General features: G+C 56.8%; 17 protein-coding genes and 4 pseudogenes. 17 read left to right on the top strand and 4 right to left on the bottom strand.

The genetic code is table 11. The features are described from left to right. Positions 1-45 precede the first annotated feature (45 nt). Positions 46-1,193 (bottom strand): annotated as a pseudogene (locus CAter10_RS09090) (pyridoxal phosphate-dependent aminotransferase). A 525-nt stretch (positions 1,194-1,718) separates the two neighbouring features. On the opposite strand from CAter10_RS09090, the gene CAter10_RS09085 reads away from it, so the two are divergent. The 11 genes and pseudogenes from CAter10_RS09085 to CAter10_RS09035 all read left to right on the top strand — a co-directional run bounded on the left by CAter10_RS09085 (position 1,719) and on the right by CAter10_RS09035 (position 13,050). After that, positions 1,719-2,117: an Mth938-like domain-containing protein gene (locus CAter10_RS09085; RefSeq protein WP_061533161.1), complete on the top strand. Its 399-nt coding sequence runs from the start codon at positions 1,719-1,721 to the stop codon at positions 2,115-2,117. Beyond that, positions 2,110-3,879 (top strand): glycosyltransferase family 39 protein, encoded by a 1,770-nt coding sequence (locus tag CAter10_RS09080; protein ID WP_061533160.1) that lies wholly within the window; start codon positions 2,110-2,112, stop codon positions 3,877-3,879. Before CAter10_RS09085 ends, CAter10_RS09080 begins: the two co-directional genes overlap by 8 nt. A 33-nt stretch (positions 3,880-3,912) precedes the next feature. Then, positions 3,913-4,283, top strand: a pseudogene (locus CAter10_RS09075) (EamA family transporter). Between the two features lie 59 nt (positions 4,284-4,342). After that, a pseudogene (locus tag CAter10_RS09070) lies at positions 4,343-5,480 on the top strand (DegT/DnrJ/EryC1/StrS family aminotransferase). A 16-nt stretch (positions 5,481-5,496) separates the two neighbouring features. Continuing rightward, the gene (locus tag CAter10_RS09065; protein WP_061533159.1) at positions 5,497-6,453 is read left to right on the top strand and encodes a glycosyltransferase; all 957 of its coding nucleotides are present in this window, start codon (positions 5,497-5,499) and stop codon (positions 6,451-6,453) included. Further along, positions 6,450-7,358 carry a formyltransferase gene (locus CAter10_RS09060; RefSeq protein ID WP_061533158.1) on the top strand — a complete coding sequence of 303 codons (909 nt, stop codon included), beginning with the start codon at positions 6,450-6,452 and terminating at the stop codon, positions 7,356-7,358. The genes CAter10_RS09065 and CAter10_RS09060 overlap by 4 nt, the downstream gene beginning before the upstream one ends. Before the next feature lie 116 nt (positions 7,359-7,474). Continuing rightward, entirely contained in the window at positions 7,475-8,530 is a 1,056-nt protein-coding gene (locus tag CAter10_RS09055; protein ID WP_061533157.1) for a bifunctional UDP-4-keto-pentose/UDP-xylose synthase, read from the top strand. 145 nt (positions 8,531-8,675) lie between these two features. Next, a pseudogene (locus tag CAter10_RS09050) lies at positions 8,676-9,628 on the top strand (polysaccharide deacetylase family protein). A gap of 206 nt (positions 9,629-9,834) precedes the next feature. Continuing rightward, positions 9,835-10,278 (top strand): peroxiredoxin, encoded by a 444-nt coding sequence (locus CAter10_RS09045; RefSeq protein WP_082798044.1) that lies wholly within the window; start codon positions 9,835-9,837, stop codon positions 10,276-10,278. 219 nt (positions 10,279-10,497) lie between these two features. Then, positions 10,498-12,177, top strand: coding sequence for a PhoH family protein (locus tag CAter10_RS09040; protein ID WP_061533156.1), 1,680 nt, complete (start codon positions 10,498-10,500; stop codon positions 12,175-12,177). 138 nt (positions 12,178-12,315) lie between these two features. Further along, on the top strand, positions 12,316-13,050 hold the full coding sequence (locus CAter10_RS09035; protein ID WP_061535251.1) for a metallophosphoesterase family protein: 735 nt from the start codon (positions 12,316-12,318) through the stop codon (positions 13,048-13,050). Between the two features lie 102 nt (positions 13,051-13,152). On the opposite strand, the gene CAter10_RS09030 is transcribed toward CAter10_RS09035, so the two are convergent. From CAter10_RS09030 to CAter10_RS09020, 3 genes are all read right to left on the bottom strand, one after another. Further along, a complete protein-coding gene (locus CAter10_RS09030; RefSeq protein WP_061533155.1) occupies positions 13,153-14,007 on the bottom strand; it encodes an ABC transporter permease in 855 nt (284 codons plus the stop codon). Positions 14,008-14,091: 84 nt separating this feature from the next. Next, complete coding sequence (locus CAter10_RS09025) at positions 14,092-14,928, bottom strand: ABC transporter ATP-binding protein (protein ID WP_061533154.1); 837 nt, start codon at positions 14,926-14,928, stop codon at positions 14,092-14,094. Between the two features lie 135 nt (positions 14,929-15,063). Further along, positions 15,064-16,080, bottom strand: a complete 1,017-nt coding sequence (locus tag CAter10_RS09020; protein ID WP_061533153.1) for an ABC transporter substrate-binding protein — start codon at positions 16,078-16,080, stop codon at positions 15,064-15,066. Between the two features lie 162 nt (positions 16,081-16,242). On the opposite strand from CAter10_RS09020, the gene CAter10_RS09015 reads away from it, so the two are divergent. The 6 genes from CAter10_RS09015 to CAter10_RS08990 all read left to right on the top strand — a co-directional run bounded on the left by CAter10_RS09015 (position 16,243) and on the right by CAter10_RS08990 (position 23,434). Next, positions 16,243-16,917 carry a response regulator transcription factor gene (locus CAter10_RS09015; RefSeq protein ID WP_061533152.1) on the top strand — a complete coding sequence of 225 codons (675 nt, stop codon included), beginning with the start codon at positions 16,243-16,245 and terminating at the stop codon, positions 16,915-16,917. Beyond that, positions 16,914-18,323 (top strand): sensor histidine kinase, encoded by a 1,410-nt coding sequence (locus CAter10_RS09010; protein WP_061533151.1) that lies wholly within the window; start codon positions 16,914-16,916, stop codon positions 18,321-18,323. The genes CAter10_RS09015 and CAter10_RS09010 overlap by 4 nt, the downstream gene beginning before the upstream one ends. 82 nt (positions 18,324-18,405) lie before the next feature. Continuing rightward, positions 18,406-18,879: a MarR family winged helix-turn-helix transcriptional regulator gene (locus tag CAter10_RS09005; protein WP_061533150.1), complete on the top strand. Its 474-nt coding sequence runs from the start codon at positions 18,406-18,408 to the stop codon at positions 18,877-18,879. Positions 18,880-19,000: 121 nt separating this feature from the next. After that, the gene (locus tag CAter10_RS09000) at positions 19,001-20,518 is read left to right on the top strand and encodes an efflux transporter outer membrane subunit (RefSeq protein ID WP_061533149.1); all 1,518 of its coding nucleotides are present in this window, start codon (positions 19,001-19,003) and stop codon (positions 20,516-20,518) included. 39 nt (positions 20,519-20,557) lie between these two features. Beyond that, entirely contained in the window at positions 20,558-21,784 is a 1,227-nt protein-coding gene (locus CAter10_RS08995) for an HlyD/EmrA/EmrK family protein (protein WP_061533148.1), read from the top strand. 72 nt (positions 21,785-21,856) lie between these two features. Next, complete coding sequence (locus CAter10_RS08990) at positions 21,857-23,434, top strand: DHA2 family efflux MFS transporter permease subunit (protein WP_061533147.1); 1,578 nt, start codon at positions 21,857-21,859, stop codon at positions 23,432-23,434. The last annotated feature ends 94 nt before the right edge of the window (positions 23,435-23,528 follow it).

The following is a 23,528-nucleotide window of genomic DNA, read 5'->3' as shown; positions in this document are numbered from 1 at the left end:
CTGCTGTCTGTGAAAAAATTGAATAAAAAAACTGCCTTGCAACCGTCAAACCGTTCCGTGACGCCGGCGATACCCTTCCAGGAAATTGGCAATGCGTCCCATTGAATCGGCCAGATCATCGGTGTTCGGCAGGAACACCACGCGGAAGTGATCCGGCGTCGGGCAATTGAAACCCGTCCCCTGCACGATCAAGACCCGCTGTTCTGCCAAGAGCTCGTAGGCGAAATCCTGGTCATCGCTGATCGGATACATCTTCGGATCGAGACGTGGAAACATGTACAGCGCTGCCTTCGGCTTGACGCAAGTCACGCCCGGGATATCGGTCAGCAATTTGTACGCCATGTCGCGCTGCCGCGTCAAACGGCCGTTTGGCCCGACCAGATCATTAATGCTCTGATAACCGCCCAGCGCAGTCTGGATCGCATACTGGCCCGGCGCATTGGCGCACAGGCGCATCGACGCCAGCATGTTCAAGCCTTCTATATAGCCCTTGGCGTGTTTTTCTCGCCCGAGACCACCATCCAGCCGGCGCGATAACCGCAGGACCGATAATTTTTCGACAGGCCGTTGAAGGTAATGAACAGCACATCGTCCGCCAGTGACGCCAGCGACGTATGCTCCTCGCCATCGTACAGCACCTTGTCGTAGATCTCATCGGCAAAAATGATCAGTTGATGCTGGCGCGCCAGTTCGACGATCTGCTGCAGCAACTCCACCGGATACAAGGCGCCGGTCGGGTTGTTCGGATTGATGACGACGATTGCGCGCGTGTTCGAATTGATTTTCTTTTTGATATCTTCAATATCCGGGAACCAACCCGCCTGCTCGTCGCAGATGTAATGCCGCGGCGTACCGCCGGACAGGCTGACGGCAGCGGTCCAGAGCGGATAGTCGGGTGATGGCACCAGCACTTCATCACCGGTGTTGAGCAAGGCGTTCATGCTCATCACGATCAGCTCCGAGGCACCATTGCCCAGGTAAATGTCATCGATCGTGACGCCCTGAATGCGCTTCTGCTGACAATAATGCATCACCGACTTGCGCGGTGCGAACATGCCTTTGGAATCGGTATACCCGGACGCATTGCCCATGTTGCGGATCATGTCCTGCACAATTTCATCCGGCGGCTCAAAACCGAACACCGCCAGGTTGCCGATGTTCAGCTTGATGATCTTGTGGCCTTCTTCTTCCATTTGCCGCGCTTTTTCCAGCACAGGGCCACGGATGTCGTAACAGACATCATCCAGTTTCTTCGATTTTTGAATCGGTCGCACAGTACAATCCTTGTATTTTACGCAACATTGTCGAGCTTTAAAAAGCTGTCTGGAAAATGATTATCGTCACGCATTTAAACGTGTGCCGCAGCAAATGCAAGCAGCTACCCCTTGTAAGGACAGCCCCAGGACCACTCCAGGCTTATTTCACGACTTTCCGGACAGCTTTTCGGCGGTGCACAAATCACCGCCCGAACCACCCATTCTGCCGAAAGCGTGAGGTTTTATCAATCAATAACGCAAGCTCTCCAGCGGAAAACGCTACAATGCAGCACTTTATTTTCCACTTTATGGAAATTTGCAGGTCATCCTCGGTCTATCCTTGGTTTTTAGAGCTATCTTGATCTTTACTCTGAACATGACCAGACAACTATTTGCGTGACGAGGTCAGGCGCCGCTTTTATATGGCTGCAGGCCTTGCCCCAACTAATTAAAGATAATGCGATGAAGCTACATACCACTCCGACCCAGCAATACCAGACCGTCACGGCCTACGACGACCATGGCGTGGAAATCAATGCGACCCGTTACGAGCACAGCCTGCTGGTCTTGCCCGAATCGGCGCCAGTGGTCTGGCCGGTCAATGGATTCGACGCTCTCACGGCCGAACATTTCGCGCATATAGACAGCACCCGGCCCGATGTCGTGATCCTCGGCACCGGCCTGCGGCAGCGTTTTGTCCACCCGAAACTGACCACCGTGCTGACGGCGCGCCGCATCGGCGTCGAATGCATGGATAACCAGGCCGCTTGCCGTACTTACAATATTTTGATGGCCGAAGGACGCAAAGTCGTTTTGGCCCTGATTTTCAATACCGACAAGGAAACCGCCCAAGATGCGTGAACTGCACAAATCAAAAACTTTCGTCTGGCTGCTTTTCCTGCTGTTCTGCATCATCTGGTTTTATATGCTCGGCGCGCGCACCCTGGTGCCTACCGATGAGGGCCGCTACGCCGAAATGGCGCGTGAAATGGTTGCCACCGGCGACTGGATCACGTTGCGGCTGAACGGACTCAAATATTTCGAGAAGCCGCCGCTGCAAACCTGGATGAACGCCATCACGTTTGAACTGTTCGGCCTTGGCGAATGGCAGGCGCGTTTGTGGACCGGCTTGTGTGGCCTGCTCGGCGTCGTTTTGGTGGCATTCACCGGCACCCGCATATTCTCTGCACGCATCGGCTTCTACGCAGCGCTGGTGCTCGGCTCCAGCTTCCTGTGGGCCGGCCTGGGCCACATCAACACGCTCGACATGGGTTTATCCGGCATGATGACGATCGCACTGTGCGCGCTGTTGCTGGCGCAGCGCAGCGACATCAGCCACAGCGAACAACGCAACTGGATGCTGCTGTGCTGGGCCGGCATGGCGCTGTCGGTCTTGTCGAAAGGCTTGATCGGCTTGCTGATCCCGGGCGCGGTATTGGTGCTGTACACGCTGTTTTCACGCGACTGGTCGATCTGGAAGCGACTCCACTTGGTGCTGGGCCTGCTCCTGTTCTTTATCATCACAACACCGTGGTTTGTGTTGATCTCGATGAAGAATCCTGAGTTTCTGCAATTCTTCTTCATCCACGAACAATTCCAGCGTTTCACCAGCAAGATCCATAACCGCTATGGCCCACCGTATTATTTCGTACCGATCCTGATCTTGGGCATCGTGCCATGGCTTGGCGTACTGTTCCAAAGTTTGTGGAACGGCGCCCACGAACGCAGCGCGGCGTCCGGCTTCCAGCCGAAGAAGATGCTGCTGATCTGGAGCATCTTCATTTTTGTGTTCTTCAGCATTTCCGATTCCAAGCTGCCGTCGTACATCTTGCCGATTTTCCCGGCGCTGGCCCTGCTGATTGCATGCCACCTGGATAACGCCAGCAACAAGTCGGTACAGGCGTCGGCCTTGCTGCTTCTGCTCCCGGCCGTCATCGGCCTGGCATTGTCATCGAAGATTCCAACGCTGGCCAAGGATGCCTATTCCCTGCCACTGCTGCAAGCGCATGTGCCATGGGTGTTCGGCGCCTCCGTGGTTGCCTTCATCGGCGCCATCGCGGCATTGCTGCTGGTGCGCCGACAACGGGAATGGGCGATTGTTGCCCTCGCCGCCAGCGGTTTCATCGGCGGCCAATTGCTGATGTACGGTCACGATCCGCAGGGACGTTATTCGGCCGGTATTGACATGGTGCCCGCCATCAACGCCGAAATAACGCCGCAAACCACGCTGTATGTGGTTGGCAAATACGAGCAGGCTTTGCCGTTCTATCTGCGCCGTACCATGACCATGGTTCAGCACAAGGATGAACTGGAATTCGGCATTGGCCAGGAACCGCAACTGTGGATTCCAACCATTGATGCGTTTGTCGTCAAATGGACTGCCGACCAGGCCGCCGGCAAGAAGGACATCGCCATCATCCGTCCGGAAAACTACCGCGACCTGGTACAGCGTGGCGTGCCGATGCGGGTCATCGCTGAAGATCCGCGCCGTGTGGTCGTGACTAACCTGGGCGTTCCTGCTGCGTCGGTCCCCGGCGGCGCCAGCGACTCCAGCAACTGCCCAGCCCCAGCTGAATCCCCGGCAGCGCCTGCCGCCTCGGCGGCGGCGCCATCTGTCCCATAATTAGCCAATAAGCAGCCAATAACAACCATATCCATGAACATCACAACCTTTGCCTTCATCCTCGCCGGCGTCTGCCTGAATGCCGTGGCTCAGCTACTGCTGAAGGCCGGCACCAACGCGATCGGCGTGATCCATCTGACGCCGCAAAACTGGTTTGCCACCGGCATCAAGCTGGCAACGCAACTGCCAATCCTGGGCGGCCTGACCTGCTACGTGATTTCAGTGGGGTCTGGATCATCGGCTTGTCGCGAGTCGACGTCACGATCGCCTATCCGATGCTATCGATGGGCTATATCATCAGCGCCGTCGGCGCCTGGTACTTCCTGGGTGAAGCGATTTCGGCACAGCGCTTGCTTGCCATCGGCATCATCATCGTCGGCGTAGTATTGCTGACCCGCAGCTAACTCCATAAAGAAAAGCTGTAGATCGCTCCACCAAATTCACATTGGAATCCACAAACAACATGAGCCAACAACCATTCCTGCCGTTTGCCAAACCCACCATCGATGAAGCCACCATCGCTGCCGTCGGCGATGTCCTGCGCTCCGGCTGGATTACCAGCGGTCCCAAGGTGCAGGCATTCGAAGCGCAGTTGTCGGAGTATTTCGGCGGCCGCCTGGTGCGCACTTTCAATTCCGGCACCTGCACCATGGAAATCGCGCTGCGCATCGCCGGCATCGGCGCCGGTGACGAAGTCATCACGACGCCGATTTCCTGGGTTGCCACCGCCAACGTGATTATTGAGACCGGCGCCACGCCGGTGTTCGCCGATATCGATCCGATCACTCGCAACATCGACCTGGCCCAGGTTGAAGCCGCGATTACGCCACGCACCAAGGCCATCATCCCGGTCTACTTGTCGGGCTTGCCAGTCGACATGGACCGTCTGTATGCGCTGGCGAAGAAACACAATCTGCGCGTAGTCGAAGATGCGGCACAAGCGCTGGGATCGACCTGGAACGGCCAGCGCATCGGCTCCTTCGGCGACTTTGTCTCGTTCAGCTTCCAGGCCAACAAGAACATCACTTCTTCTGAAGGCGGCTGCCTGGTGTTGAACAATGCCGAGGAAGCGCGCCTGGCGGAAAAAATACCGCTTGCAAGGCGTTACCCGCAGCGGCTTCGATGGCCTTGATGTCGATGTGCTAGGCGGGAAATTCAACATGACCGACGTTGCAGCAGCCATCGGCCTCGGACAGTTTGCGCATATTGAAGCCATCACCGCGCATCGGCGCGAGCTGGCGCAGCATTATTTCAGCTGCTTCGGCAGCGACTTTGAAGCCAAGTACGGCGCTCAGTTGCCGGTACCCGACTTCGACAACAGCAACTGGCACATGTTCCAGTTGGTGCTGCCGGAACGCAAGGATGGAAAACCAGCACGCGCTACGTTCATGGAGCAGATGCAAGAGCGCGGCATCGGCATCGGTTACCACTATCCTGCGATCCATTTGCTCAGCATGTACCGGGCGCGCGGCTTCAAGGAAGGCATGTTCCCGGTGGCGGAAAGAGTCGGCCGGCTGATCGTGTCACTGCCGATGTTCAATGTGATGACGAAGAACGATGTCGAACGTGCCGTCTCCGCGGTAAAATCCGTCCTTCAATAAAATTAACAGTCGCTTGATGAAACCAGAACTTTCCGTCGTCATCCCGGTATACAACGAGGAATCGGGCCTCGCCAAACTGTTCGAGCGCCTCTACCCGGCGCTTGATGCACTTGGCATCAGCTATGAAATTCTGTACGTCAACGACGGCAGCCGCGACAAATCGGCGGCGATCCTGGCCGAACAGTTCCGCTTGCGGCCGGATGTCACGCGCGTCGTCCTGTTCAACGGCAATTTCGGCCAGCACATGGCGATCCTGGCTGGTTTTGAAGCCAGCCGCGGTGACATCATCGTCACGCTCGACGCCGACCTGCAGAATCCACCGGAAGAAATCGGCAACCTGGTCGCCAAGATGCGCGAAGGCTACGATTACGTTGGTTCGATCCGCCGCAAGCGCCAGGATTCAGCCTGGCGCACCATCGCCTCCAAGGCCATGAACCTGCTGCGCGAGAAAATTACCGGCATCAAGATGACCGACCAGGGCAACATGCTGCGCGCCTACGGCCGCAATGTGGTCGATCTGATCAACCAGTGCCGTGAAGTCAATACTTTCGTTCCGGCGCTGGCTTACACCTTTTCCCGCAATCAAGCTGAAATCGTGGTCGAACATGAGGAACGTTCGGCCGGCGAATCGAAATACTCGCTGTATAGCCTGATCCGCCTGAATTTCGATCTGGTCACCGGCTTTTCGATCGTGCCGCTACAGCTGTTTTCACTGATCGGGATCGTGCTGTCCTTCGCTTCCGCTGCACTATTCGTATTGCTGGTGGTACGCCGCTTCCTGTTTGGCGCCGAGGTACAAGGCGTGTTCACCCTGTTCGCTTTTGCCTTCTTCCTGATGGGCATTATCCTGTTCGGCATCGGCCTGGTGGGCGAATACGTCGGCCGCATCTACCAGCAAGTACGGGCACGGCCACGTTATGTAGTGCAAGCCATGCTGGAGCAGTCTTCTTCCGAGGACAAGCAAGCATCATGAAAGCCGTCGTTTTTGCCTATCACAATGTCGGCGTACGCTGCCTGAAAGTCCTGCTGGCGCGCGGCGTCGACATCGCGCTGGTAGTGACCCATGAGGACAATCCGCAAGAAACTATCTGGTTCGAGTCGGTATCGGCGTTGTGCCGCCAGCGCGGCATCCCATTCATCGCTCCGGCCGATCCCGCTACGCCTGAACTACTGGCACAAGTCGCCGCAGCGCAGCCGGACTTCATTTTCAGTTTCTATTACCGTCACATGCTGCCGGTCGCTTTGCTGGCACTGGCCAAGCATGGCGCCTTCAATATGCATGGTTCGCTGCTGCCCAAGTACCGCGGCCGGGTACCAATCAACTGGGCGGTCTTGCATGGCGAAACGGAAACCGGCGCCACCCTGCATGAAATGGCGGCAAAGCCGGACGCCGGCGCCATCGTTGCCCAGACGGCGGTGCCGATCCTGCCCGACGATACGGCGTATGAAGTATTCGGCAAGGTTGTGGTTGCTGCGGAACAAACCTTGTGGAACGTGCTGCCGGCGATGCTGGCAGGACAAACGCCAAGACTGCCGAACGACCTGTCACAAGGTAGTTATTTCGGCGGTCGCAAGCCCGCGGATGGAGAAATCGACTGGAACCAACCGGCGCAGCAAGTGTACAACCTGTTCCGCGCGGTCGCGCCGCCCTATCCTGGCGCCTGGACCGTTATCAAAGATCGCACTTTTATTATCGGAAAAGCATATTTATCCGACAACTTGATCGAAAATCTGCCCGCAAATTTGCCTCTAGGCTTGGCGGTAGTGGATAATCGCATTGTTGGCGTATGTGGCGATGGCCGCGCGCTGTTGATTAACGAATTGCTGGCCGATGGTGTAATCGTGACGCCAGAGGCATTACAAAACATCCTTTTATAAAACCGGTTGTGTCATCCTGCGAACAGCGCGGAGCCCTTTGCCACGATGCCACCCAGGCATTGCAGTGTTTTGAGCCTCCGCTCCGTCGAATAGCAACCTAACAACAAGATATCAACATGAAAAAAGTCCTCATCCTCGGCGTCAATGGTTTCATCGGCCACCACCTGTCCAAGCGCATCCTGGAAACCACCAATTGGCACGTCTATGGCATGGACATGATGACCGATCGCATCCGCGACCTGCTCGACAACGAAGAATACAAATCGCGCATGCACTTCTTCGAAGGCGACATCACGATTAACAAGGAATGGGTGGAATATCACGTCAAGAAATGCGACGTGATCCTGCCGCTGGTCGCCATCGCCACTCCATCGACCTACGTCAAGCAACCGCTGCGCGTATTCGAACTGGACTTCGAAGCCAACCTGCCGATCGTGCGCTCCGCCGCCAAATACGGCAAACATTTGGTGTTCCCGTCGACTTCTGAAGTATATGGCATGTGCCACGACGAGGAATTCGATCCGGAAGAATCCGAACTGATCTGCGGCCCGATCAACAAGCCGCGCTGGATCTACTCTTGCGCCAAACAGTTGATGGACCGCGTGATCTGGGGCTACGGGATGGAAGAAGGCTTGAATTTCACGCTGTTCCGCCCATTCAACTGGATCGGCGCCGGCCTCGATTCGATCCACACGCCGAAGGAAGGCAGCTCGCGCGTGGTAACGCAATTCTTTGGCCATATCGTACGCGGCGAGAATATCTCGCTGGTCGACGGCGGCCAGCAGAAACGTGCGTTCACCTACATCGACGACGGCATCGACGCACTGATCAAGATCATCGCCAACAAGGACGGCGTCGCCAGCGGCAAGATCTACAACATCGGCAATCCGGTCAATAACTATTCGATCCGCGACCTGGCCGACATGATGCTGAAACTGGCTGCGGAATACCCGGAATACGCCGACTCGGCGAAGAAGGTCAAACTGGTCGAAACCACCTCCGCGGCGTACTATGGCAAGGGTTACCAGGACGTGCAGAACCGCGTACCGAAGATCACCAACACCTGCGACGAACTGAACTGGCAGCCGACCACCACCATGGCCGATACCCTGCGCAATATTTTCGATGCGTATCGCAGCCAGGTCGCGGAAGCACGCGCTTTGATGGATTAAGATTAATTCAAGTGCCTATTGCGTCATTCCCGCACACGCGGGAATCCATCTTATTCAGCAATTTGGATCCCCGTGTGTGCGGGGATGACGAGCATATAAGAAGCTCACTGCACTTGTCCGATTACTCACTGCCAGCCCACACAACTTGCCCTTCCTCACCTTAAAAATCGACGCCGACACCTATCGCGGCACCCGTGAAGGGGTACCTAATCTGGTGCGCCTGCTGACCAAGTACCAGGCGCGCGCCACCTTCCTGTTCTCGCTCGGGCATGACCATACTGGATGGGCGTTGAAACAGGTATTTCGCCCCGGCTTCTTCCAAAAAGTGTCGCGCACGTCGGTGGTCGAACATTATGGCTTGAAGACCCTGATGTATGGCGTGCTGCTGCCAGCCCCGGACATCGGCAAAACTTGCGCGAAGTACATGCAGGCGGTGCGCGATGCCGGTTTCGAGTGCGGTATTCACACTTGGGATCATCGTGTCTGGCAGGATCACGTGCGACAGCGCGGTGCGGACTGGACCCAGCAGCAAATGCAGCGCGCGTACGACCGCTTCTTCCAGGTCTTCGGCACTGCACCGAAAACCCACGGCGCGCCGGCTGGCAAATGAACCCTTACGCTTTCGAGCAGCTGGAAAAATTCGGCATCGCCTATTCATCCGATGGACGTGCCATGCTGGCCGACAATGGCGCCCTGGCCGATAGCGCCGCCGGCCCGCATCGGCTGCAAATCAACGGCAAGACGCTGCCATGCATCCAGTTGCCTACCACGCTGCCGACACTCGACGAATTGCTGGGACGCAGTTTCGACGGTGTCGAACTGACGCCGGCCAATATCGCAGCGCATATCCTGGCATTGACGGCGACGCCGCGCGATCATGTATTTACTCTGCACGCGGAGCTTGAAGGGCAAAAACTCGCCCCCATATTCGAACAATTGCTGCAGGGCTGGCAAGCGCAAGGCTACGATCTGGTCGCGATGGAAGATTATTACCAGCAGGTGAAAGACCAACCGCTGCCTAGCGCACCACTCAACTGGGCTGAATTGCCGGGACGTTCGGGCGAAATGATCATGCAGGCGCAAATGGCGGTTAGCTGAGCGTCAATTGGAAATTGCTGCCGGCGGATAACGCCACGCTCGTCTACCCTGTTTTGCAAAAACACTGCTTGCTTGAATATTCTTGCTCAGTCAGTTGGGAACGGGCTGACACGCCGCATATTGCGACGGCCCCCGAACTCTGTGCCGCAATTATCATTTTTAATGAACAGGACAATACCGTGGCCGACACTCCTTCCATCATCAATATGACAGTGCCCGATTTCACTGCCGCCATGACCGGTGAACAGACGTTCAAGTTATCGAACTATCATGGCCAGAAAATCGTGCTGTATTTTTATCCAAAAGACAACACGCCAGGCTGCACCACCGAAGCGATCCAGTTCCGCGACCTGTATTCGGAATTCCAGCGGCACAATACATTGATCTTCGGCATCAGCCGCGACAGCATTCGCTCCCACGAAGGCTTCAAGGCCAAACTAGGCTTGCCGTTCGACCTGATTTCAGATCCTGACGAAGCGCTGTGCGTGATGTTCAATGTCATGAAAATGAAAAATATGTATGGCAAAAAAGTACGCGGCATCGAGCGCAGCACGTTTGTGATTGACGGCGCCGGCACATTGGTGAAAGAATGGCGTGGAGTGAAGGTGCCAGCGCATGTTGAAGAAGTATTGGAGTTTGTAAGTCATTGAATTCACAAAAAATTATTTTTGGAAGCCGTTTGTGGCAAGGCCTGAAGGCCTTCCCAAACGGCTTTTTTACTTTTTAATTTGTTGATTGCTATCGCTTCCTCCTCTTAATTGACTTTTTTTAACTATTTTTCTGTTGTTCTAGGCGTTGCTTCACCCGTTTGGTCCGGTTCGTGTTATCACCAAAGCGAACATTTATTTCATCTTTAGAGCGAGGTTCTGATGCCCCTACCAAAATTACCGACCAAACCCGCTGCTTTACTGTCTGTGCAAGATTATCCAAAAGCGGAAGCCGGCAAAGCCGTCAAGCCACGTATCGCAGTTGTCGAACCGATTACCCGTATCAAAGAAGTAGCCCCGCAGGCCCGTAATAAAGCGGTGGAGGCGCGCAAGACCGACAAGGCTCCGGCTGACAATTCACGCACCGCCGAAAAGCCGGCCAAGAGCGTCGATAGCCGTCCGAAATCGAGCACCAGCCGCGCGGCCGACAAATCCGGCATCACCAAATTGTTCGTACTGGACACCAACGTGCTGATGCACGATCCGACTTCGCTGTTCCGCTTCGAAGAACACGACATCTATCTGCCGATGGTGACGCTGGAAGAGCTCGACAACCACAAGAAAGGCATGTCCGAAGTGGCGCGCAATGCACGCCAGGTGTCGCGTTCGCTAGATGCACTGGTTGGCGACGTGGTCGACGACGAAATTGACCATGGCATTCCTTTGTCGAAACTCGGCAACAAGGATGCCAAGGGCCACCTGTTCTTCCAGACCAAGCTGCAAAACGCCGACCTGCCTGAAGGCCTGCCTGTAGGCAAGGCCGACAACCAGATTCTGGGCGTAGTGCGCGCATTGGAAGCAGAAACCCCGGGCCGCCCGGTAGTGCTGGTGTCGAAAGACATCAACATGCGCATCAAGGCCCGCGCCATGGGCTTGCCGGCAGAAGACTATTTCAACGACCATGTGCTGGAAGACACCGACCTGCTGTACTCGGGCATCCAGCAATTGCCGGACGATTTCTGGATCAAGCACGGCAAGGGCATCGAATCCTGGCAGGAAAACAAGCATGGCACCGGCTATACCTTCTACCGCCTGAGTGGACCGCTGGTGCCGTCGTTGCTGGTCAACCAGTTCGTGTTCATTGAACCGAAAAACGGTGAACCGGCGTTCTACGGACAAGTCACGCAGATCAACGGCAAGACAGCAGTCCTGCAGACATTACGCGATTATGGCCATGCCAAGAACAGTGTGTGGGGTATTACCGCCCGCAACCGCGAGCAGAACTTTGCGTTGAACCTGCTGATGAATCCCGACTGCGACTTCGTCACCCTGCTGGGCCAGGCCGGTACCGGCAAGACCTTGCTGGCGCTGGCGGCGGGCTTGGCGCAAGTGCTGGAAACCAAAACCTACAACGAAATCATCGTGACCCGCGTCACAGTGCCGGTTGGTGAGGACATCGGTTTCCTGCCGGGTACCGAAGAAGAGAAGATGGGGCCATGGATGGGCGCCTTCGACGACAATCTGGAAGTGCTCAACAAATCCGATTCGGACGCCGGCGAATGGGGTCGCGCCGCCACTCAGGATCTGATTCGTTCGCGCATCAAGATCAAGTCGCTCAACTTCATGCGCGGCCGCACTTTCGTCAACAAGTTCCTGATCATCGACGAAGCGCAAAACTTGACGCCGAAGCAAATGAAGACGCTGGTTACGCGTGCCGGTCCGGGCACCAAGATCATCTGCCTGGGTAACATCGCGCAGATCGATACGCCGTACCTGACCGAAGGCTCCAGCGGCCTGACCTATGTGGTCGACCGCTTCAAGGGCTGGTCGCACAGTGGCCATGTGACACTGGCGCGCGGCGAGCGCTCGCGTCTGGCGGATCACGCCAGCGATGTGCTGTAACGACGACTGAGTGCTGCGCGCAATAATGCGCTGCAGCAGTGCAACAGGTGTAGCGGGTGCAATTCGATCTTGATTGAATTGCACCCTTTTTTATTTGGTGGTGCAATATCCGTATTTCCCGTCATGAAAGAAACCACCATGAAACTTGCCATTCTGTCCGACATCCATGGAAATATCCTGGCCCTGGAAGCCGTGCTGGCGGATATCAAGCGCCGTGGTGTCGATCTGATCGTCAATGCCGGCGACATCCTTTCCGGCCCGCTGGAACCTTCTGCAACAGCAGATCTGCTGATGCCGCTGCAATTACCGACAATTCGCGGCAATCATGAGCGGCATCTGCTTGACTGCGCAAAACGACCCGGCCAGCCCAGCGACCAGTTTGCCTATGACAATACGACAGCAGCGCAACGCGACTGGATCTGCGGCCTGCCCGCCACGCTGGCGCTCAATGATGACATTTTCATGTGCCATGGCACACCCGCCAACGACCTCGCGTATTTTCTGGAACATGTCGACCAGCACGGCTGCCGCATGGCGAGCAGCACGGATATCGAAGCCCGCGCTGAAGCCATCCCGCACAGCTTGATCATTTGCGGCCACACGCATAAGCCACGGGCCTGCGCCATCTCGGGTGGACGGCTGGTGGTCAATCCGGGCAGCGTCGGCCTGCAGGCCTATGACGACGACCAGCCCTGCTTCCACACGATCGAGAACGGCAGTCCGCACGCCCGCTACGCAATGTGCGAGCAAACCAGCGACGGCTGGAGCGTGGATCACCTGTGCGTCGCTTACGATCACCTGCAGGCGGCACGGACCGCGTTGAAGAATGGTCGCCCGGACTGGGCGCGCTGGCTAGCCAGCGGAAGAGTTTGAATTTCTTTTCTGACAAATAAAAAGGCGAAAAAAACGGCGCATCGTTAAATGCGCCGCAACCTTAAGACTGAAATACAAATTCAAAAATACGTCAGTTGGAAACTAGAATGCCACAGGACGCCATTTCAGCAAACGTTTTTCTAATGTCGTCAGCAAATAATCTGCAGCCAACGCCACCACTGCCAGCACAATCATTGCTGCAAACACGCCGCTGGCGTTAAATGCGCCCTGTGCGGTCGAGATCAGCAAGCCAATGCCCTGCTTGGAGCCAAGGAATTCACCCACCACTGCGCCGACGAGTGCAAAACCAAAGCTGACATGCAAGCTTGCCAGAATCCAGCTCAGCGCCGACGGAATCACTACCGACATGGTGACCTGGCGCGGCGAGGCGCCCAGGATCTGAGCATTGGCAATCATGTAACGGTCCGCTTCACGCACACCCTGGAATGCATTACCGAACACAACAAAGAACACCATCACCACCGCCAACGCGACTTTGGAAGCCATTCCCAGGCCAAGCGCGATCACGAAAATCGATCCCAGCACAACCCGTGGAATCGAGTTGGCAATCTGGATATAAATACTGAACACATCCGACAGCAGCTTGTTACGGCCCAATAAAATGCCGCAAATAACGCCAGCGACCGAACCGATCAGAAAGCCCAATACAGTTTCTTCCAAGGTCACCAGCACTTGGGTCCACAGCGGACCTTGCGAGGTTCCTTCGACGATCCAGTCATAAATCTGGATCACGATCAATGTCGGCTGCGAAAAGAAAAATGGATCTATCCATTGCAGCCGCGCCGCCAGTTCCCATCCGCCAAGTGTGATCACCAGGATCGCGAGCCGCAATGAAATCACCAGCCAGTGGCGTTGTTTGATTTTCCGTTGTGCTTCCTGTTCGACAGTCGCCAGGCTGGCCGCGCTGAGTTTGTCGATTGCATGTGCTTGATTCATAGAGTTGCCTTTTTCCTCTCGCCTATTTGAAACCCTTATCGGAATAGGCGACGGTATGTAAATTGAATGATTGCAGACGAATGGTTAGCTGATATGGACTTCTTCACGCAGATCGGCCCAGATCTTGCGTGAGATATCGATGAAGCGCTGTTCATAACGCACTTCCGACATGACTCGCGGACGCGGCAGATCGATCTCGTACACACTCTTCAAGGTGGCCGGACGCGCCGTCAGCACATAGACCTTGTCAGCCAGTGCAATCGCTTCTTCCAGATCATGGGTAACAAACACCACTGAACCCGCTTGCGACGACCACAGCTGCAGCAGTTCGTCCTGCATCAGAGTACGGGTCTGCATGTCAAGCGCACTGAACGGCTCGTCCATCAACAGGATTTCAGGGCTGTTGATAAAGGTTTGCGCCAGAGCCACGCGCTTGCGCATGCCACCAGACAGCTGGTGCGGATAGTGGTTGCTGAATTTGTCGAGACCGACGCGGCGTATCCACTCTTCCGCCAAGGCATACGCAGCGTCTTTCGGCTTACCTCGAAACAGTGGTCCCGCCGCGACATTGTGCAGCACGCTGCGCCATGGGAACACCGCATCGTTCTGAAACACGAAGCCGATGCGCGGATCAATACCGTTGACTGGCTCGCCCATGATGCGCACTTCGCCCACGGTCGGCTTGAGCAGGCCGGTAATCATGCTGAGGGTGGTCGACTTGCCGCAGCCAGTCGGACCGACAACTGCAACAAACTCACCGCGCGCCACACTCATCGTGAAGTCGCGCAGAGCCACGGTGGCCTTGCCGTCCGGCGAAATGAAACGGCAAGAGACGTTACGCAATTCGATGGCCGGCGTGTCGCGTGAAATTTGCTGGGTAGCTGCCGACGGAGCAGCTGCTACGGATGTTGTTTGATTCATTCGATATTTCCTTTGTGAGAACCAGCTTGCACCAGGCGCCCGATTTTTCGGCGTACACATCCCCGCGGCAGGCGCGACGCCTGCCGTTGTGGGACACCTGATCCAGACTTAACTAAGCGCTATAACCAAACAACCTTATTTTGTCGGGCTGACAAATTCGTTGGTATAGGTTTTGGAGAGGTCAATGTGCTTGCCCTTGACGTTCGGATTAAATCCGGACAACACCTGCAGCACCGTTTCCGGGCCACCAGCCGGCATTCTTCCATCCGGCGAGAACATCGGCAGGGAGTTCTGCAAGGCCTGCACATACATTGGCTTGTTATTGCCGTAGTAATCCTTCGGCATCTTGTCGGCGATTTCAGCGGCGCTATGGGTATTGATGAATTTCAGCGTCTTGACAAAGGCGCGCGCCAGCTTGGCCGCTTCAGTCTTGTGGGTATTGAGCCATGGGCGTTGGACGTACAGGCTCGATGCGGGATACAAGCCACCCAGCGCCTTGACGGTGCCTTCTACAGTACGCATGTCGACCAGCACCGATGCATCGCCGCTCTTCAACAATTGCGACACGGTCGGTTCAGTCGTCATGCCGGCATCGATGCGCCCTTGCTTGATGGCGACGATGAAGGTATTGTCAGCGCCAACCGGCAGCACCGAGAATTGATTGGACGTGATGCCTTGCTTCGCAGCGAGGTATTGCGTCAGGAAATTGGTCGATGAGCCCAGGCCGGTCACACCCAATGTCTTGCCTTTGACATCTGCCATGCTCTTGATGGTTGCAGCGGCCTTGCTCGACACCAGCTCGACTTCTCCCGGCACCTGGCCGAAAATCGTGATTGCGGTGACTTCCTTGCCCTTGCTCTGCAGATCGATCGAGTGATCGTAGAAACCAACAACGGCTTGCACCGCGCCTGCCAGCAATTCATTTTCTGCGTCAACGCCAGCCGGCTGCGACTGCAGTTCGACATCCAGCCCTTCCTCCTTGAAGTAGCCGAGTTGCTCGGTCAGCTTGGCCGGCAGGTAGATCATCTTGGTGATGCCGCCAACCATAATGGTGATCTTGCTGGAATCGGCGGCGACGGCCTGGCCGGCGCACAGCGTGCCGGCAGCGGCCAGTAAGGCGGAAATCAGTGAACCTCGGACGAGAGTCTGCATTGTATTGTCTCCATTTATTTTTTTGGGATAATGACCGGATCCGAAGGCCGAATGCCGTTGTTCCAGTCTTGGACGTATTCTAGGTTGCTATAACTTTCATCCAGCTTTCCAAATTCCTGTTATTTTGCGTGCAGTGCACCATAACCAAACCATGCCACTTCAATGAAACTACTCCTGATCGAAGACAATCCTCCATTGGCGCTGTGGCTCAGCAAGATTCTGAAGGAAGAAAAATTCACGCTGGATGTCGCCACCGACGGCGAGGCGGCCGACCGCCTGCTGCAAAGCGAGAGCTACGACGTCGTACTGCTCGACCTGCAGTTGCCCAAGATGAATGGCAAGAGTGTATTGCGACGGCTGCGCGAACGCCACAACAACGTGCCGGTGATGATTCTCACCGCGAGCGGTTCGATCGATGAAAAGGTGGATTGCCTCGGCGCCGGCGCCGACGATTATCTGGTCAAGCCGTTCGAAGTGCGCGAACTGGTGGCCCGCATCAAGGCATTGATCCGCCGCCAGGCTCCGGACAAGGCTGCCGAAATGCATTGCGCCGACCTGCGCTATGACAGCAATACCCGGCAATTTTCGATCGCCGGCCAGTTGCTGGCGCTGCCGGGGCGCGAACACGACGTGCTCGAAATATTGATGCTCAAGCAGGGCAAGACCGTCTCAAAGGCAGCGCTGATGAGCAGCGTCTTCGGCCTCGACGACGAGCCCAGCGCAGACGCAATTGAAATTTACATCCATCGTCTGCGCAAGAAACTGGAGCACTGCCAGGCAGCCATCATGACGCTGCGCGGGCTCGGTTACCTGCTCAAGCAGAAAGACCTCAAGTGATCGTCAGCCTGCGCCTGCGCTTGCTGCTGTGGCTGCTGATTCCACTGGCGCTGTTCGTCGCCATCAGCGCATCCCTGTCGTATCGGAGCGCCCGGCAAACCGCAGATCTGATCCAGGATCACGCACTGCTGGCATCGGCCCAGGTGATCGCCGGCGCCATTTTCTGGCAGGACGGGGTGCCGCATGTCAGCGTACCGCCGGCAGCGCTGGAGCTGCTGGTTTCGCCCGAACAGGATCAGGTGTATTACCAGGTCATCACCGACCACGAAAAGCTGTTGGCCGGACGTCCCGATTTTCCTGAGATCCTGCGTTTCCCGGTTAGCGCCCCAGCGTTTCGCAGCATTGAATACCATGGCGAGGCCTTGCGCGTAGTGAGTGCAGTGCGCACGCTGTATGACAGTGGGCAGTTGCGTAAAGTGGCGATCCTGGTTGGACAGACTACCCGCTCCCATGACCAGATGCTGACCGAGTTGTGGCGCCCTGCTCTGCATCGGCAAATCGCGATGCTGTTGCTGGCGATCGCGCTAGTGGTGATCGGCCTGACCATCGAATTGCGTCCGCTGATGAATTTGAAAGACCAACTGGCATTGCGCGACGCCACGTCGCTATCGCCGATCAAACCGGGTCAGTTGCAACTGGAATTGCGTCCTATCGTCGAAGCATTGAATCAGACCATCCAGCGCCTCCATGCCCAGGTGGCTGCGCAGAAGCGCTTTATCACCGATGCAGCTCACCAGCTGCGCACGCCGCTGACCCTGATCGATTCGCAAATCCAGTTCGCGCGCCGCCTCGATGACGAAACTCGGCGCGGCGAAGTGCTGCAAGCACTACAGGAAAGCAGCCGCAACATGACAGACCTGACCAACAAGCTCTTGTTGCTGTCGCAGGCGGAAGCCGCCAACACCACTGCATTCCTCAGGCATCCGGTGGACCTGATCGCGCTGGCGGCAATCGTGTTGGAGGAGATCGTTGACCTGGCGCAACGCAAGAACATCGACCTCGGCTTCGACACCGATATCGAGCAGGCGTGGGCGATGGGCAACGAAGCCCTGTTCAGCGCCATGCTGATGAACCTGGTCGACAACGCCATCCGCTATACCCCTGCAAACGGCAAAGTGACCGTGACGCTTGCACTCAACGATGGCTGGATCGACCTCGGCGTCAGCGACGACGGCCCCGGCATTCCTGCCGAAGTGCGAGACCGCGTGTTCGAACGCTTCTTCCGCAACGCGGCGCCGGGACAAGAAGGCACTGGCCTAGGCCTGGCTATCGTCAAGGAAATCGTACTCGCTGCACAAGGCACGGTGACGCTGGGCAGCGGAGAACGACAACGCGGCCTCATCGTGTCGATACGCCTGCCGGCGTGTACTCCGCCACAGATCACATTGAATTTGCCTGAAGCTTGAACAACACTTCTAACTTGCCGCCAGCAAAGAATTTTAATTTGCAGTATATTCTTGCCTAGGCAATGATTATTGAAGTAAGAAAATGAGCAATTCGTCCCCGTTATTTAATCTCGACACCTATCAGATCGAAGAAAGCATAGGCTATTTGCTGGCCCGCTCGCGCGCCATGCTGGTCAAGAGTTCAGACGAATCGCTGGCCAAATTCGGAATAACTCATGCACAAGGCGCTATTATCCTGATGTTATCCACGGGGAAATATTCTACTGCCGCAGACTTGGCACGCGAGACCTACACCGACGCCGCCTCGACCAAGCGCATGATAGACCGCCTGGCAGCACGCAATCTGATACAGCGCGAACCATGCGCACATGACAGGCGCTTAATGAAATTGAAGTTAACGGCAGATGGAGTAGCCCTGTCGACGGAAATACCGAAGGCATTCTGCGGTGTACTGAATAAACATTTTTACGACTTCAGCGCGGAAGAGATTGGTTTCTTGAAATCGATGTTGCGACGCTTGCTCGCAAGCAATTCGACTGAGGAGAAAACACATTGACTATGCAATCTTAATTTGCCGATCTTTGCTTTCAATCAGTAACCGAAATGCCATTGCTTCACAGATTTCACTTGTAAAACACAGCATTCAAATCAAACAAACCCGTCAAATCAACACCGACATGAACTCTCATCCATCCACATTTCCGCGCAACTTGCCAAAACTCAGTGCTCAGCGGCTTGCCATCGGCGCCGCCATATTGCTGTTGTCGGCCTGCGCGAACTTCAGCGGAATACATAGCACTGCCCGTTCCAACAATCCTGACGATTACGCATCGGCATCCTCGCTGCCCGGACAAGGCGGCACCTGGCCGAGCACGTCGTGGGTGAGCGGCATCGGCGGTAGCCAGCTTCAACAACTGGTCGACGAGGCGCTGGCCGGCAACCCTAACCTGCAAGCTGCAGCCGCGCGCATCTCGGCATCACGCGCGATGGTCGAAGCCGCAGGCGCAACCAGCAAGCCGCAAGTCGGAGCCAGCCTGTCGGCCACACGTGAGCGATTTTCCGAGAACAGCATCTACCCGCCACCGTTCGGCGGCATGTACGTGACCGATTATGAAACCGCGCTGAATTTTTCCTACGACCTGGATTTCTGGGGCAAACACAGTGCGCAGTTGCGCTCGGCCATCTCGCAAAGCAAGGCAGCAGAAGCCGAGCATTACGCCGCACGGCTCGCTCTGAGCGCGGGCATCGCGAAAGCTTGGCTGCAACTGGGACGCCAGTATGCCCAACTGGACCTGACCAACCAGCAACTGGTATTGCGCGACAAGCTGGATAAGCTGACGCAGCAACGCTTCGCCGCCGGCCTTGATACCCAAAGTGAGAACCAGCAAAGTCGGCAACAGGTAGCCGGCCTGCGTGCCGAACAGGCGCAATGGCAGGAAGCCATTGCACTGACCCGTAACCAGCTCGCTGCACTGATGGGCCAAGGCCCTGACCGCGGCCTGAAAATCCCGGTGCCGACCTTGCCGGCAGACAGCGCCATTGCGCTGCCTGACCAACTGCCGCTCGGCTTGCTGGGCCGTCGTCCGGACGTGGTTGCCGCACGCTGGCAAGTGGAAGCTGCGCAAAGCGACATCAAGGTTGCCAAGACCGAGTTTTATCCAGACGTCAACCTGTCGGCGATGATCGGCTTTTCCAGTCTCAGCTTTTCACAGTTCCTGAACCACAGCAGCAAAGTGGTTGGCATCGGCCCGGCGATCCACCTGCCTATCTTCGAGGGCGGCGCATTGCGTGCTCAGCTCAAGGGCCGGGTTGCCGCCTACGATGGCGCTGTCGCAACTTACAATCAGGCGCTGAACGACGCTTTCCATGAAGTCGCAGATAGCGTGCAATCGCTGCAATCGGCGGCAACGCAGGGCAAGAATCAGCAGACCGCAGTTGAAGCGGCAGAACGCGGCATGAAACTGGCCGAGCAAAGGCAACAGGTCGGCACCGCAAACATGCTGCAAGTGGTCAGCACCCAGATAGCCTGGCTGGCGCAACGCAAGGCTGAACTGGATGTCCGTGCGCGTCGCGCCGATCTGCGGGTCAACCTGATCAAATCCCTGGGCGGTGGCTTTGATGCGTCGGCCGAGGGCATCAGCCCGGCCGAACCGGCTTCAGCCAACGCCAGTCCGCAAGTCAGCAGCGCCAATTAATTCACCAATAAACCGTTCACTTATTGCGAAACCTGCATCATGACAACACCAAATCAAACATCACAAGACTCTTCGGCCGGCGGCGTCGCCGCTGCCGCACCTGCTCCGGCAGCAGCCAATGGCAACGGCAAACGCCGCGGCCTGCTGATCGGCGTCACCATCGTCCTGATCATCCTGCTGATCGCTTATGGCATCTGGTGGTTCATCTACGCCCGCCACTACGAAAACACCGATGACGCATATGTCGGCGGCAACGTGGTGCAAGTCACGCCGCAAGTCGGCGGCACAGTGTTGGCAATCAATACCGACGATACAGAACTGGTGCAGATCGGCAAGCCGCTGGTTGAATTGGACAAAGCCGACGCCAAGGTAGCACTGGATCAGGCCGAAGCCCAACTGGCGCAAACCGTGCGCCAGGTGCGCACGCTGTTCGTCAACAACAACACCTACGCATCCAACGTCACTGCACGTAACGCCGAGCTGGAACGCGCCCGCTCCGACCTGGCCCGCCGTCAACAGCTGATCAGCACTGGCGCGGTATCCAAGGAAGAACTGGATCACGCCAAAGTAGCGGTTCAAGGTGCAGAGGCAGCATTGCAAGCCGCACGCGAACAATTGGCATCCAACAAGGTATTGACTGACCGCACTTCGGTGGAACAGCACCCGAACGTCCTCAATGCCGCCGCACAAGTGCGCAACGCCTATATCAACCTGGCCCGTACCACATTGCTGGCGCCGACTACCGGCTACGTCGCCAAACGCTCGGTGCAGGTTGGCCAGCGTATCGCCGCCGGCACGCCGCTACTGTCGATCGTGCCGCTCAACGCGTTGTGGGTTGACGCCAACTTCAAGGAAGTGCAAATCAAGAACATGCGTATCGGCCAGCCGGTGACCTTGAAATCGGATCTGTACGGCTCGAAATTCGAATACCACGGAACAGTGGTTGGCCTGGCAGCCGGTACCGGTTCTGCGTTCGCCTTGCTGCCGGCACAGAATGCCAGCGGCAACTGGATCAAGATCGTGCAACGGGTCCCAGTGCGTATTTCGCTCGATCCCAAAGACCTGGAAAGCCATCCGCTGCGCATAGGCGTATCGATGGATGCAACGGTCGACGTCGCGAAAACCGAAGGCACCTCGTTGACAGCAGGCACGGCGCGCACCGCTCCGGCCTATACCACCGACGTCTTCGATAAGAGCGGCCAGGAAGCCGACCAGCGCATCGCCAGCATCATCGCTGCCAATAACAATGCAGCTGCAGCACACTAAGCTTGTGCCGACTGCCCTGCCGGATGCCGTCATGACGGCATCCGCCATGCGAACCCTTACCGGAATGCCTTCATGAGTTCCCCAAAACCGGCAGCGCCCGCACGGCCGCCATCGCAACCACTGCCGCCGCTCACCGGCGGCAATCTCGTCATGGGTACGGTAGCTTTATCGCTGGCCGTGTTCATGAACGTGCTCGATTCGTCGATTGCCAACGTTTCCATTCCCGCCATTTCCGGCGACCTCGGCGTGTCGCCGCAGCAAGGCACCTGGGTCATCACTTCGTTTGCGGTCGCCAATGCCATCTCGGTGCCGCTGACCGGCTGGCTGACTCAGCGCTTTGGCCAGGTTCGCCTGTTTGTCACATCGATCATCCTGTTCGTGCTGTCATCCATCCTGTGCGGCCTGGCTCCCAGCATGGAAGTATTGATCGCGGCACGGGTGCTTCAAGGCGCCGTCGCCGGACCGATGATTCCGTTGTCGCAGTCACTGCTGCTATCCAGCTACACGCCCTCAAAGAGCGGCATGGCCCTGGCCTTCTGGGGAATGACCACCCTGGTGGCGCCAGTCATGGGGCCACTGCTGGGTGGATGGATTTCAGACAATTACACTTGGCCATGGATTTTCTACATCAACATTCCAGTCGGCGTGTTTGCCGCATGGGCCACCTGGTCGATCTACCACAAGCGTGAATCAGTCACCTACAAGCTGCCTATCGATAAAGTCGGGCTGGCGCTACTGGTGATCTGGGTCGGCTCGCTGCAGATCATGCTGGACAAGGGCAAGGAACTCGACTGGTTCAATTCGTCGACCATCGTGATACTGGGCGTCGTTGCGCTGGTTGCCTTCATCTACTTCGTCATCTGGGAACTGGGCGACGACCATCCAGTGGTCGATCTGCGACTGTTCAAAAGCCGCAACTTCAGCGGCGGCGTGATCGCCATTTCGGTTGGTTACGGCTTGATGTTCGGCGGCCTGGTGATCCTGCCCTTGTGGCTGCAGACCACGCTTGGCTATACGGCCACGCTGGCCGGCGAAGTGATGGCGCCGGTGGGTATCTTCGCGATCATCCTGTCGCCCTTCATCGGCAAGCTGCTGCCCAAGATCGATGCGCGCTGGGTTGCCAGCACCGCCTTCTTCATCTTTGCAGTCGTGTTCTACCTGCGCTCCCAGTTCACCGAGAATGTCGACACCTTTACGCTGATGATTCCGACCATCATCCAGGGTGCAGCGATGGCCATGTTCTTCATTCCACTGACTTCGATCATCCTGTCCGGCCAACCGCCTGACAAGATTCCTTCCGCAGCAGGCTTGTCGAATTTCGTGCGTATCATGTTCGGTGGCATGGGCACCTCGATCACCAGTACCTTGTGGGATCGCCGCACATCGCTGCATCACTCGCAATTAACTGAGTTCACCGGACCGCACAATCCGGCATTTACCGATGCGGTACACAACCTCACCGCGCAAGGCATGCCGGAGCCGGCTGCCTGGGCCACTGTCGACCGACTGATTTCAGTGAAAGCTGCGACCCAGGGCGCCACTGATATTTTCTGGATCTCGGCGGTATTGTTCGTGATGCTGATCGCGCTGGTGTGGCTGACCAAACCGCAGCGTTCCAGCGTACCAGTCGACGCCGGCGGCGCCCACTGACGGATGCCGATGGGTACCTGATGCCCGCCTGAAACCAACGAGATCGATGCCGCCGCACAAGCCGCATCGATCTCGTCATTTGTGGGGCCAGAAT

Source organism: Collimonas arenae, assembly GCF_001584165.1.
Classification (GTDB): Bacteria; Pseudomonadota; Gammaproteobacteria; order Burkholderiales; family Burkholderiaceae_D; genus Collimonas; species Collimonas arenae.
This window is presented reverse-complemented; position numbering and strand designations above follow the sequence as displayed.